The following is a 14,053-nucleotide window of genomic DNA, read 5'->3' as shown; positions in this document are numbered from 1 at the left end:
AGTTAAGCAAACATCTGTTGGAGTGTTTCTTCACTAGCCTGTAAAATTTTAGCCAGCTCTTCCTCCCGAATTGCATCTGAAATAAACCAAGATTCGTATTGCGATGGAGGAAGGTATATTCCTCTTTCAAGCATGCCATGGAAGTATTTACCGTATAATGTTGCATCCGAGGTTTTGGCATCTGCAAAATTATTGACTGCTTGATTTGTAAAAAACAAGGTGAACATGGAGCCAATTTGGTTGATGGTATAGGATAATCCTAAGGCATCTAATTGGGACCGAATGCCCATTTTTAATTTCAAACCTTGTTCTGCAAGTCTGGTATAGACTTCTAAATTCTCTGTAATCAGATTTAACATCGCTAAACCTGCGGTTGTGGCTAATGGATTTCCACTTAATGTTCCTGCTTGATACACGGGACCAGCGGGTGCAATCATATCCATAATAGCTGCTTTACCACCATAAGCGCCCACAGGTAAACCACCACCAATTATTTTACCTAATGTAGTTAAGTCAGGTTGAATATGGCATATTCCTTGATATCCACTAGGGGATAGGCGGAAACCTGTCATTACCTCATCGAATATTAATAAAGCTCCATATTGATCACAGAGCTGACGAACGCCAGCTAAATAACCTTCTTTTGGAATGACTAGGCCCATATTACCTACAACTGGCTCAATAATTACCGCTGCAACTTGGTTTATATTTGCTTCAAATAAATGCTGCAAAGACTCTAAGTCGTTATAAACTGCCGTAAGCGTGTCCTTTGCTGTAGATACAGTAACTCCTGGGCTATCTGGTGTTCCTAATGTGGCCACGCCACTACCGGCTGCAATTAGAAATGAATCACCATGACCATGGTAACAACCTTCAAACTTGATGATTTTATCACATTTGGTGTACGCACGTGCTAGGCGAATAGCTGCCATAGTTGCCTCCGTGCCTGAATTCACTAAACGAACTTTTTCAATGGATGGAACCATCGAACAAATTTTTTCAGCGATTAGTACTTCTTTGTAGGTAGGTGCACCGAATGAGAATCCATCGTTTAATGCTTCCTTTACTGCATTTTCAATGACTGGATGTGCTTGGCCAAAAAGCATAGGTCCCCAAGAACCAATTAAATCAATATAGGATTTGCCATCTACGTCATGTAAATAGGCCCCTTTTGCCGATTTCATGAAAACGGGAGTGCCGCCAACTGATTTGAATGCGCGTACGGGTGAGTTAACTCCACCAGGAATTAATGTTTTTGCTTTTTCAAAATAGCTAGAACTCAGTGAACCCATTATTTCTTTTTTGTTTTCTTTTGTGTGGCTGTTGCTTTTTGTTGTTCTTCCATCGTCTTCAATTGCGTTTGAAGATATTGAGAGAAACGTGATTTTTTAGCGCCACCTCCTGCAGCAATTTTGATGCGATTAGCATCTAATAAAGCTTTGATCTTATCTTCATTAACAAAGTAGCGAATCGCTAATTGTTGGCCTATCGTAACCAAATTGGATACAAAATAATAGAAACTTAAACCTGCAGAGAACGAGTTCATCACAAACATAAAGATCACAGGTGTAATGTAGGCCATCATTTTCATGTTGATCGGTTGGCCCGGTTGATCTGGCGTAATCTGATTATTATAATAACCATAAGCTAATTGAGACGCCGTCATTAATAAACAGAATAAACTGACGTGAGTACCATAAAACGGTATCGCAAAAGGGAGGGTTAAAATCGAATCAAATGTAGATAAGTCATTTGCCCACAGAAATGATTCCTGACGAAGATTTATCAAATTTGGGAAGAGCATAAATACAGCCATCAAAACAGGCATCGTCGCTAAAACAGGAACACATCCACTTAATGGATTGACACCTACTTCACCGTAAAGCTTCATGGTTTCTTGTTGTACTCTTGCTGGATCATCGCCAATTTTCTCTTTAATTGCAGCGATTTCAGGAGCCAAAATCCGCGTTTTAGCCATAGAAACATACGATTTATATGTCAAAGGCAATAAGGCGGTTTTGATGATTAATACTAAGAGTATAATTAGTAATCCGTAATTAGATACGATACTCTCCAAAAAGTCAAATAAAGGAACGAATATGTATTTGGTGATTGGTAATAAAAAGTCATAACTCAACTTAACATTTTTCCCAAACGATGGGGCAACGGTTTTAATGATTGAATAATCATTAGGTCCAAAATAAAACTTGAAGGCTGATTTACCTTGAATCAAATCTTGCGTTGACGCGGTTAATTGGGCATCTAACGTTTTAATGTGTAAAGAATCGGTTAAGTTAGGTGTACTTGTTAGGTTAGCCTTTTTAATTTCAAATCCTTGTGGGATTAAACCTGTTAGGAAATACTTCTTTTTGAATGCAACCCATTGCGTTGATTTTGTCAAATTCTCTGCTTCAATGGAACCTGGATTTTCAGATAAATTATCAAATTCCTCATCTTCAGTGAGCAAGTAATTAATCGTAGCCTTGCGCTCTTCATTGATATCTTTCTCGTTTTGAACTAGGTTTTCCTTCCAATGAATTGAATATTCAGCGCCAGTGATTAGGCTAGCTGCGTCCTTAGCGTCTATTGTATATCCAAGTTCGAAGGTGTCATCCGCCAATGTATATGTTTGAGAGATTTTTTTGCCTGTCGGTAAAGTACTTGTGAAAATTACGTTCCCTTTGTTCTGTTGGACTTCATAGGCTAAAGCTGCCAATTTGATCTTCGAAGTACCAGTTGGGATTTCAATATCAAATTGATCTTTAGATGCATTAAACATGTAAAGGCCGTCAGTCTTGCCTGCATTATATACAGCGTAACTACGGTAATTCTTTAACTGTACGGATACAATTTTACCACCATAATTAGAAAGTGTTACGATCAGATTTTTATTTTCAAGTTTAACCAATTGCTCTTTTACTTGAATACTTGAATCGGATGTTACTGTTGCTTTAGTTTGAATAGCTGGTGATACTTTTGCTTTGGCAGGTTCCTCCTTTTTAGCAACAGTTTCTGTTTTTACAGGCTCGACTGGTGCAAAGAAATATTGATAGCCAAGTAACATGGCCATAATTAAGACGATACCTGATATTGAATTCTTATCCATAATCTATTTTGAATTTTTAATGAATGGAACTGCATGTTGGTACGCAGCCTTAATAAACTGCACAAAAATAGGAGAGGGAGCCTCTACCGTAGATTTGTACTCAGGGTGAAATTGAACACCCACAAAAAATGGATGATTCGGCAATTCCACAATTTCAACTAAATCAGCTTCTGGATTAATTCCGGATGTCACCATTCCTGCTTGGTGAAATTGAGCTAAATAGTCATTGTTAAACTCGTATCTATGGCGATGTCTCTCTTGAATGGATGTTTTACCATATATTTTATAAGCCATCGTGCCCTTTTCGATTTTACAAGAATAGGCACCTAAGCGCATGGTCCCACCTTTTTCCGACACGTCTTTTTGTGACTTCATTAAATCAATGACCGGATAAGGTGTTTCTGAATTCATTTCAAACGAATGTGCATCTGTTAATCCTACGACGTTACGCGCAAATTCAATGACGGCACATTGCATTCCTAAACAAATACCTAAGAATGGAATGTTATTCTCGCGTGCATATTTAACAGCATTAATTTTACCTAAAATACCTCTTTCTCCAAAGCCAGGAGCAACAAGAATTCCATCTAATCCAGTTAATGCTTCTGCTACGTCAACATCCTCCATCGTTTCAGACGATATCCATTTGACATTTACCTTAATTTCATTCGCTACGCCGGCATGTATAAATGCTTCAGCAATTGATTTATACGAATCTTTTAATTCAACGTATTTACCAATTAGGCCAACGGTAATTTCAAACTTTGGATTTTTCAACTTGTCTAAGAACTTAGTCCAAGCTGATAAATTACTGTCTTTATCGTTGTATATATCTAGTTTATAAAGTACACGACTGTCTAGGCGTTCTTGTTTCATCAACATAGGAACATCATAGATTGTTTCCGCATCTCTAGCCTCAATGACATCTTGCTCACTCACGTTACAAAAAAGGCCTATTTTCCTTTTCATTTCTTGTGGAAGTGGATGTTCTGTACGGCAAACAAGTATATCAGGTTGAATACCTGATTCAGATAATTGTTTTACGGAGTGTTGTGTTGGTTTTGTTTTTAATTCCCCAGCTGATGCTAAATAGGGAACTAATGTCAGGTGTATAAATAGTGTGTTTTTCTCTCCTAAATCCCATTTTAACTGACGTGCAGCTTCAATAAATGGTAAAGATTCAATATCACCCACGCAACCGCCAATTTCTGTAATGACTACATCGAATTTTCCTGTTTCACCTAAAATCAAAATATTACGCTTGATTTCATCCGTGATGTGTGGAACCACTTGAACGGTTTTGCCTAAATAATCGCCTCTGCGTTCTTTAGTGATCACATTGTGATAGACACGTCCTGTCGTAATGTTATTCGCCTGACTTGTTGGAGTATTTAAGAAACGTTCGTAATGCCCTAAATCTAGATCAGTTTCTGCTCCATCATTCGTTACATAACATTCCCCATGTTCATAAGGATTTAACGTTCCTGGATCAATGTTGATATATGGGTCGAATTTCTGAATGGTACAGGTTAATCCGCGAGCTTGTAGGAGTTTGGCAAGTGAAGAGGCGATGATGCCTTTTCCGAGTGAACTGGTTACGCCACCCGTAACGAAAATATACTTTGATTTTTTAATAGATCCCTTGCCAGACATTCGAATAATTCATTATTTGGTTACGGGAAACAAAGATAGGAATAATTACCACACCGAATTAATCCTATTTTTATTTTATCTTGCATTCGTCTCGAATTTTTGATTAATCTATGTCCATAAAACTCTTTTCTGCATCAGCGGGCTCTGGGAAAACATTCACACTAACCTTAGAGTATATTAAATTAGCGTTGAGAGAAGAGGATCGTCGCGGATATTTTCGCCGCATTTTAGCCGTTACGTTTACAATTAAAGCTGCTGAAGAAATGCGTTCCCGCATTATTGAGTTTTTACATGGTATTTCAAATCCGCAAACGCACAGTGATCAAGAGATTTTAGATTTAGTTTTTGCTGATTTTCAAAAAGAAGGAATGAATCTAACTCAGGCAGAAATTTCCAAGCGTGCGTTCGTTGCTCTTCAACAGATTTTACAAGACTACGGTTTATTTTCTGTGATGACGATCGATAGTTTTGTTCAACGACTGAGCTCAACCTTTATTGAGGAACTTAATTTACCAAGCCAATTTGAAGTTATCCTGGATTCTAATGGTTTGGTGGATCAGTTGATCGATCAATTGTTGGATAAAGTAAACCGACTAGGAGACCCAATTCTCACCGACTTATTAATTGATTTTGCGAAAGCAGAGGTTTCCGAAGGCCGGTCGTGGAATTTGTTGCGTAGTAATTTACATCAGTTTTTGCGTATCTGTTTAGATGAGTCATATCATCAAATTAAACCGCACATGGATGTGTTTTCCATGGATGATTTTAGGCAGATTGAAAGCCAAATTCGAAATCAAATTCGGTCGATCGAAGATCAATTAGTAGAAATTGCTCAAGAGTTTATTCGTTACATAGATCCACTTCAATTTCCAGATGATTATTTTAGTGGGGGACGTTATAGTTCAGTTCATTATTTTAGAAAATTTCTGTCGTCTAAAAAACCGAGTGATTTTGTATTCACTTCATTGAAAAAATCGTTAGAGTCTAATCAATGGGCTGCCAGTAAAATAGATAAAAAGTCTGCATCAGAAATTAATGATTTGGCTGATTCGTTGCAGTCAATTGGACTTTCATTTGTCGATATCTATGAGGCTAACTATAGAAGAAACTTACTCCTTGGTTGGATTGCACGTGATATTAAGAAAATAGCTTTGTTGGCCTCTATTTCAGAGGAACTAATTGAATATCAAAATGAAAATTCCGCTGTTTCCATTTCTGAGTTTTCAAAAAGATTGTATCAAGTGATTGCTAATGATCCGGTTCCATTTATTTATGAAAAATTGGGGGATCGATATACGCATATTTTGATTGATGAATTCCAAGATACCTCCATGCTACAGTGGCAAAATTTCATGCCTTTATTGGAGAATTCGGTATCATTAGGTCATCAGAACTTGTTAGTTGGCGACGCCAAACAATCCATCTATAAATTCAGAGGGGGTGAAGTTGGCCTTATTGCTTCCCTCGCCCAATCGGATAAATCTATTGTGCAATCTAAGCTTAACCAAGGCTCTTTTGATGAGGAGCGTTATGATTATTTGTTGGATGCTATCGATACAGAGAATTTAGCCTATAATTACCGAAGCGCTGCTGAAATTGTAAACTTCAATAATACATTTTTTAACTGGATTGCTGAACAAGAATATTATACGGTGCAATCAGATTTGATTAAACCAATTTATGGGGAATTGCTGACGCAAATTCCTCGCGTTAATGCCGACAAGTTTACGGGTTCAGTTGACTTAACCGTCATGCGAAAACCCAAATTAGATGCTGAGTCAAAAGATCTGGAGCAAATTTGGATGTTAGCGCAGGTTGTAAATCAGATTGAAGAGAATATGCGTTTAGGTTTTTCGTTTGCAGATATAGCTATTCTGACGCGAAAGAATAAACACGCTAGGTTCTTAGCTATTCAACTGAAGGAAAAGGGATATCCGGTAATTTCTTCCGATTCCTTATTAATTCATTATTCAAATCTGGTCAGTATTATCATTGCTTTTCTTAAGCTGAAAGCGAATCCCCAAAATGAATTTTTAGCGCTTGAATTATTATTTCAAACGCTAGCTTTAAAGAATGAAATAATCACGCCGGAACAGGTGGCCGATATTAAATTTGAAATGAAGCGTTCAGACTCAAACTTGGAGCAAGTATTCAAATTTGTGGATTGGCCAATTACCGTAGATGAATTTAATGAGTTTACCTTGATTCAAACAGTATATGCAGTTATTGATCATTTTGAACTCTTTAATCAGCAAGAAGGGGCAGAGTATTTGCTGAAATTACTAGATGTCATACAGGAATTTTTGATGACTAAATCGGAAGATTTGCATGAATTTCTAAATTATTATGAGGCAAATAAAGGGACAATGACCATTTCTAGTCCTGAAGGTTTTAATGCGATTACAATCACTAGTATTCATAAATCAAAGGGTTTAGAATATTCAGTTGTCATCGTACCTTTTGCTAATTGGACGCATCAAGCTAATCATGAGCGTATTTGGTATAACCTAGCTGATTCGAGCATTCCAGAATTGGAGTTGAATGATCATAAACTTTTATATACATACGGTAAGGTAGCGGCTAAAGAAATTGCAGATGTGAGTGAATTGAAAAGTCAAAGTGTAGAGGAGCAGCATAGTATTTTCTTGGATTCGCTCAACATGATGTATGTAGCTTTTACGCGTACCAAACAACGTCTACATATTTTGACCACATTGCCCGATGAAGATACTCCGCATCAAACGCAGCAAATGTATCGGGATTCGCTCGCAGAAATATTGGTTCAATTTGCTTTAAATACATCAGAAAAAGCCGATTCATTGCCTACTTATCTGGAAGGATTGTATAGTGAGCTAACAGATTATTATAAACTGACTGAGGCTGAACAGATTAAATATGTTTCCAAGTCTTTTGTACATCAGATTGACCGGAATGTGAATTTACAAGTTGAATTAGTTGCAGCACCCGAATTTAGATTGCAAGCTAAATCCGCAGATCTATATACGCAAAGTAAAGCGAAGCGGTCACAAGGTGAATATTTACATCATATTCTTGCTCAAATACGTGGGGTTCAATATTGGTCTGATAACCAAACAACCATTTTTCAATATTTGGATGATGATATAAGGATATTGGTCGATCAAGTTATGAACGATGCTTCGCTCGGGCAGTTATTTATAGATCATGAATTATTTTTTGTTGAACGAGATATCCTCAGTCCTGATGGTTCTATTTTTAGACCGGACCGTGTCATACGTAGAGAAGGCAAAAGTATCATTGTAGATTTTAAGACTGGTAAGCGTAAAGAGGAGCATCAAGAACAGATTGGTCGCTATAAAACTTTACTAGCCCAACTAGGACAAGAAGTAGGTCCTGCTGTTTTACTTTACTTAGATGATTTTACGACGGTTTATGTATAGGTTCATTGCCCTGGTTATAGTTGGTTTTTTGTTCGTGGGTTGTCAATCCATTCGTAATGTTCGTTCTTTCTTTGAATCTAATAGCTCGCTTGCAGGTCAATTTAATACCGATGAAATTGATGAATTAATTAAATCGGCCAAACGTTATCAAGGCGTTCCTTATGCAGGAGGTGGTTCAAATGAAAATGGAATGGATTGTTCTGGTTTGTTATTTCGTGTGTATGTAGATAACAACTACAGTATACCACGATCATCCGTTCAGCAAGCTCTTTTTGGTTTATCAATTCCTATGAACAAGATTCAGAAAGGAGATTGGTTATTTTTTCGCACCAATGGTTCTTCTAGTATTAATCATATTGGATTAGTGATTCAAGTAAATGGGGATCAAGATGTCCAATTCATGCATTCAAGTACGAGTAAAGGGGTACGCTCGGATCAATTATATGCGAATTATTGGTTCAAGGCATTCGATAAAGCGATTCGTCCCTTTAAAAATAATTCAAATTGATTGTTTGATTCTAGCGCTTGTTGGGTTATTTTTGCATTCTTTTTTAAATAAATCATGGGAAAAAAAGTAATAATTATTGGAGCTGGTGGCGTAGGAAATGTAGTGGCAAAGAAATGTGCCATGAATCCAGCATTTTTTTCTGAAGTAATTTTAGCTTCACGTACATTAAAAAAATGTGATGCGATTGCCGCCGAAGCAAAGCAGATTGGTTTGCCTACTGCCATCCAAACGCGACAAGTTGATGCTGATGACGTACCAGCTTTAGTTGACTTATTTACAAAAGAGAAGCCATTTATGGTTATCAATGTGGCTCTCCCATATCAGGATTTGACCATTATGGATGCTTGTTTAGCTACAGGTGTTCATTATATGGATACGGCTAATTATGAGCCGAAAGATGAAGCTAAATTTGAATATTCATGGCAATGGGCATATCAAGATCGCTTTAAAGAAGCTGGTTTGATGGCGTTGTTGGGTTGCGGTTTTGATCCAGGGGTGACGGGTGTTTATACGGCGTATGCCAACAAACATTATTTTGATGAAATGCATTACCTCGATATCATCGATTGTAACGCAGGGGATCATGGAAAGGCTTTTGCTACGAATTTTAATCCTGAAATTAATATTCGTGAAATTACTCAGAAAGGTAAGTATTGGGAAAATGGTGAATGGGTTGAAATTGAGGCGATGTCCATTCATAAGCCGATTTCTTATCCTAACATAGGCCCGAAGGAATCGTATTTGTTATATCACGAGGAGTTAGAATCATTGACCAAAAATTTCCCAACGCTTAAGCGGGCTCGTTTTTGGATGACTTTTGGGCAAGCTTATTTGACACATTTGGAAGTTTTACAAAATGTCGGAATGACATCCATTAAGCCAATTAAGTTTAACGGGATGGATATTGTGCCTTTAGAGTTCTTAAAGGCAGTGTTACCGGAGCCGGGTACCTTAGGAGAGAATTATTCAGGACAAACATCCATTGGTTGTCAGATCAAGGGTGTTAAAGATGGAAAGGATAGGACGTATTACGTCTATAATAATTGCCATCATGCGGATTGTTACCAGGAGGTTCAAGCTCAGGGAGTATCTTACACCACGGGTGTTCCAGCGATGATTGGTGCTTCATTAATGTGTGAGGGAACTTGGTTTAAACCGGGTGTATACAATGTGGAAGAGTTCAATCCTGATCCGTTTATGGAACTTTTAAATGTGCATGGTTTGCCATGGAATGAGGAGGTTAATGGTGAATTGCCTCATACATACTAATGATGGCTGTTCAATATCCTGCTATTCATTCTCCTGCCTATGTGCTTGAAGAATCTTTACTCATAAATAATTTGACATTGCTTCAGCGCGTACAGCAAGAAGCTAATGTGGATATAATTTGCGCCTTAAAAGGATTTTCATTCTATCATGTATTTCCTTTAATCCGACAATATTTAGCTGGAGCTACTGCGAGTTCATTAAACGAAGCTCGTTTAGCTTTCGAAGAAATGGGGGAGAAGTGTCATGCATACACTCCAGCTTATTTACCGAACGAGTTTGACGAATTTATGCAGTATGCCAGTCATATGACATTTAATTCGCTTAATCAAGTTGGCCAATTTGCCCTTAAAGCCAAGTCGAATGGCATTTCGTGTGGTATTCGTATTAATCCCGAATATGCGGAAGTAGAAACTGATATGTATAATCCATGTATCGCAGGATCCCGCTTAGGTATTCGTCGGGGTGATTTAGGCGATACGTTACCTGAGGGAATTGAAGGACTACATTCGCATACTTTGTGTGAGAATGATTCATTTGTACTTTCTAGAACACTAGATGTAATTGATGCCAAATTTGGCGATTTGTTGAATCAAGTAAAGTGGTTGAATTTAGGTGGTGGACATTTAATTACACGAGCTGATTACGATGTCGATCATTTAATTGAAACGTTAAAGAAGTTCAAAGCTAAGTATCCAAATTTAGATATTATTCTAGAACCAGGTTCAGCTGTGGGCTGGCAAACTGGTTTTCTTAAGTCCACTGTTCTCGATATAGTACATTCTGCTGGTATTGATGTAGCTATATTGGATGTTTCATTTGCGGCGCACATGCCAGACACGTTGGAAATGCCATATAAACCGCGTATTCGCTCGGCTTCGATGGAGCCTGTGGCGGGTAAACCTACGTACCGATTTGGTGGGATGACGTGTTTAGCTGGTGATTATTACGGCGATTATTCTTTTGAAGAGCCACTAAAAATTGGAGATGAAATCATTTTAGAAGATATGATTCATTATACCATGGTAAAAACGACTACATTTAATGGGGTTAATTTACCTGATATTGGTATGATTGATCGAACTGGAGAATATGTTCGATTCAAACATTTTGGATATGAATCTTTTAAGGATAGACTATAAAAAAAGGACTTCGAAATGAAGTCCTTTTTTGTGGAGAAGATCGGGCTCGAACCGACGACCTCTTGCATGCCATGCAAGCGCTCTAGCCAACTGAGCTACATCCCCATTTAAAAATTTACACGAACACCAATTCCACCTTGTAAATGAAAAAAGAATGGATTAGGGGCTATTTCCGTATAAAAACCAATTTCAGAAAAGAAAGATAAATTGGGTGCATCGATGGGGAAGTACTCGATTCCACCTACTGCTGTCGCGCCCATTGCCGAAGCTCTTTTGCTCGCAGCTAAATTATTACTCACACTATTAGCATACCAATCTCTAGAATTCAATTGTGGTCCGAAACCGTAGTACGTGTGTAGATCAGAATTTATAATCGTTGGGTGATGCCACAGATACAGCACATTGATAGAATAACCAATATTATTAAACGTTCCATCTTGGTACTTACGATCTGTACCCCACAAACCGCCATATGTACCAATATTCACCTCTAACGCATTAATTCCATTATCAGAATAACGTCTAGCCATAAAACCTCCTGGTTCCCCGATTCGGAATCCCGCCGCCCATTCTTGAAGTTGGCTATACGCAGGTGCCGTACAGCTAACAAAGAAGAATATGAAAGCTAGTTTTATGTGTTTGAATTTCATGCGTAAAAGCGCTTAATCTTATCTAATAATAGGTTATTCTCTTCGGTTGTACCAATTGTAATTCGAATTGAATCTTCACATAAAGTGACCGTGGACCTATTGCGTGTTATAATTTTTTGTTCTATTAAGTAATCAAATAATTCTTGAGCTTGCTCAAATTTCACCAGAATAAAGTTGGCGTTAGATTGGTAAATATGTTTAGTACCCGGCAAACTATTAAGTCCTGAAATTAAGTCTTTCTTAGCATTATTTAATGTTTCAATAGAGCTTTTTACAAATTCTTTGTTGGCCAAAGCTAGCTCAACTAGTTCTTGAGTCGCTCCGCTTATATTATAAGGTGGTTTGATTTTATTTAATAGTTGAATGATTTTTGGATTAGCATAGGCCATTCCAAGTCGTAATGATGCCAAACCATATGCTTTTGATAAGGTTTGCATGACTATTAAATTTGGGAATTTGGCTAATTCGGCAATGAAACTAGGTTCATCTGAAAAATCTATATAGGCTTCATCAACAATCACAAAGCCTGATGTGAACTTATCCAAAATAGTATAAATAGAATCTCTGTTCAATTTATTGCCTGTTGGGTTATTCGGAGAACAAATAAATATCAGTTTTGATTGTTCATTGATACGTGCACAAATTTCATCCACATTCAGTTGGTAATCAGCAGTTAAATTAACACGGATTATTGGTACGTTATTAACTGAAGCACTCACTTCGTACATGCCATACGTAGGAGGGCAAATAATAACATGATCTTTAGCTGGATTACATGTCATTCGGATCAATAAGTCAATAGCTTCATCGGATCCGTTCCCCAGAAATATTTGATCTAATGAACATTGTTTAATTTCAGTCAATTGTTCTTTGATATTCCATTGCATGGGATCTGGATATCTATTCCATGGAGCGATGTTTCCAGAACCTAACGCATTTTCGTTGGCATCTAAAAATACACCTTCCTTCCCTTTAAATTCATCTCGAGCGGAAGAATAAGGCTTTAAATTCCAAATATGAGGGAGTATAAATTTTTGATAATCCATCAGTCCATTCTAAATTTTACGGCATTTGCGTGAGCTTGTAGCGATTCAGCTTCTGCCATGATCACAATGCTTTTTCCTAATTTTTTAAGCCCTTCTTTGGTGATGGATTGTAATGTTATTTTTTTAACAAAACTATCCAAATTCACACCCGAGTAGGCATGTGCAAATCCGTTTGTGGGCAAGGTATGATTCGTTCCAGAAGCATAATCACCAGCTGCTTCAGGCGTATAATGACCTAGGAAGATGGAACCCGCATGTTGTATAGCATCTGCAAATTGCTCTGGGTTTTCACAAGCTAAGATAAGGTGTTCTGCTGCGTAGGTATTCAATATATCGATTGCTTCTTTTTCTTGATTGACTAAAATAAATTTAGAATAGTCAAGTGATTTTAGCGCATAGTCTTTACGCGGAAGTGTTTCCAATTGATTTTTAATCTCAGTAATAGTCTGAAGAATAATTTCTTCATCTGTGCTAATTAAAATGACTTGAGAGTCATTTCCATGTTCTGCTTGTGATAATAAATCGGCAGCTACATAAACAGGATTGGCACTAGAATCAGCAAAAATGGCTACTTCAGATGGTCCTGCAGGCATATCGATAGCGATTCCCATGCGATTAGCCTCCATTTTGGCAGCTGTTACATATTGATTGCCAGGGCCAAATATTTTATAAACAGGAGGGACAGAAGCTGTTCCGAGCGCTAAAGCTGCAATAGCTTGTGCTCCTCCTATTTTACACATTTTAGTAACACCACATAATTGAGCAGCAAAGAATAATGCTGGGTGCATACCTGGAGTACACAAAATTACTTCTTTGCAACCAACTATTTGAGCTGGTATGGCTAGCATAAGTATCGTCGAAAAAAGCGGTGCAGTTCCACCAGGAATGTAAATTCCAATTTTGTCGATGGGGGTAGATTTTTGCCAACAAACTACGCCTGGGCTCGTTTCGATGCGTTTTTCAACCAATACCTGCGACTTATGAAAAGCATAGATGTTAGCGTAAGCAACACGGATGGCTTCTTGTAATTCAGTATCAGTTTGTAGTGCGAGTTCACTTATTTCTGAATCGGAATAAGTGATTTCTGTAATATCTCGGTTTTCAAATTGTTTGGTATAGTCAATGAGCGCTTGATCACCATGTTGCTTAACCTGTGAATAAATAGCATCAATCAGAGAATCCATGGAGCGGGATTCAAGTGAAGGACGTTCACAAAGATCAGAATAAGTGGATGCAGCAGGAAACTTGATTATTTCAAACATA

Annotated in this window: 10 protein-coding genes and 1 tRNA gene; 4 read left to right on the top strand and 7 right to left on the bottom strand. The window is 37.7% G+C overall.

The annotated features are described in order from the left end of the window. Window positions 1–2 precede the first annotated feature (2 nt). Genes hemL through U0R10_RS04270 form a run of 3 tightly spaced genes read right to left on the bottom strand, consistent with a single transcriptional unit; the run spans window position 3 to window position 4,759 of the window. Complete coding sequence (hemL, locus tag U0R10_RS04280; protein ID WP_377982712.1) at window positions 3–1,292, bottom strand: glutamate-1-semialdehyde 2,1-aminomutase; 1,290 nt, start codon at window positions 1,290–1,292, stop codon at window positions 3–5. Continuing rightward, a complete protein-coding gene (gene yidC, locus U0R10_RS04275; protein WP_377982711.1) occupies window positions 1,292–3,106 on the bottom strand; it encodes a membrane protein insertase YidC in 1,815 nt (604 codons plus the stop codon). The genes hemL and yidC overlap by 1 nt, the downstream gene beginning before the upstream one ends. 3 nt (window positions 3,107–3,109) lie before the next feature. After that, window positions 3,110–4,759, bottom strand: a complete 1,650-nt coding sequence (locus U0R10_RS04270) for a CTP synthase (protein WP_377982710.1) — start codon at window positions 4,757–4,759, stop codon at window positions 3,110–3,112. 110 nt (window positions 4,760–4,869) lie between these two features. Between U0R10_RS04270 and U0R10_RS04265 the strand changes: the two genes are divergently transcribed. The 4 genes from U0R10_RS04265 to nspC are packed head-to-tail and all read left to right on the top strand — an operon-like array spanning window position 4,870 to window position 11,094. Beyond that, window positions 4,870–8,178 carry a UvrD-helicase domain-containing protein gene (locus U0R10_RS04265; protein ID WP_377982709.1) on the top strand — a complete coding sequence of 1,103 codons (3,309 nt, stop codon included), beginning with the start codon at window positions 4,870–4,872 and terminating at the stop codon, window positions 8,176–8,178. Beyond that, a complete protein-coding gene (locus tag U0R10_RS04260) occupies window positions 8,171–8,686 on the top strand; it encodes a C40 family peptidase (protein ID WP_377982708.1) in 516 nt (171 codons plus the stop codon). Before U0R10_RS04265 ends, U0R10_RS04260 begins: the two co-directional genes overlap by 8 nt. Before the next feature lie 54 nt (window positions 8,687–8,740). Further along, window positions 8,741–9,955 (top strand): saccharopine dehydrogenase family protein, encoded by a 1,215-nt coding sequence (locus tag U0R10_RS04255; protein ID WP_377982707.1) that lies wholly within the window; start codon window positions 8,741–8,743, stop codon window positions 9,953–9,955. Window positions 9,956–9,957: 2 nt separating this feature from the next. Next, a complete protein-coding gene (gene nspC / locus U0R10_RS04250) occupies window positions 9,958–11,094 on the top strand; it encodes a carboxynorspermidine decarboxylase (RefSeq protein WP_377983010.1) in 1,137 nt (378 codons plus the stop codon). Window positions 11,095–11,125: 31 nt separating this feature from the next. On the opposite strand, the gene U0R10_RS04245 is transcribed toward nspC, so the two are convergent. From U0R10_RS04245 to hisD, 4 genes are all read right to left on the bottom strand, one after another. Beyond that, window positions 11,126–11,199, bottom strand: a tRNA-Ala gene (locus U0R10_RS04245). Window positions 11,200–11,201: 2 nt separating this feature from the next. After that, window positions 11,202–11,744, bottom strand: coding sequence for a hypothetical protein (locus tag U0R10_RS04240; protein WP_377982706.1), 543 nt, complete (start codon window positions 11,742–11,744; stop codon window positions 11,202–11,204). Then, window positions 11,741–12,790: a histidinol-phosphate transaminase gene (gene hisC, locus U0R10_RS04235; protein ID WP_377982705.1), complete on the bottom strand. Its 1,050-nt coding sequence runs from the start codon at window positions 12,788–12,790 to the stop codon at window positions 11,741–11,743. Before hisC ends, U0R10_RS04240 begins: the two co-directional genes overlap by 4 nt. Continuing rightward, a complete protein-coding gene (hisD, locus tag U0R10_RS04230) occupies window positions 12,790–14,052 on the bottom strand; it encodes a histidinol dehydrogenase (RefSeq protein ID WP_377982704.1) in 1,263 nt (420 codons plus the stop codon). Before hisD ends, hisC begins: the two co-directional genes overlap by 1 nt. Window position 14,053: the final 1 nt, after the last annotated feature.

The organism is Aquirufa avitistagni (assembly GCF_042715545.1).
In the GTDB taxonomy this organism is placed as follows: domain Bacteria; phylum Bacteroidota; class Bacteroidia; order Cytophagales; family Spirosomataceae; genus Aquirufa; species Aquirufa avitistagni.
Note: the sequence above shows the minus strand (reverse complement) of the source record. Positions and strands in the feature narration are given on the sequence as shown.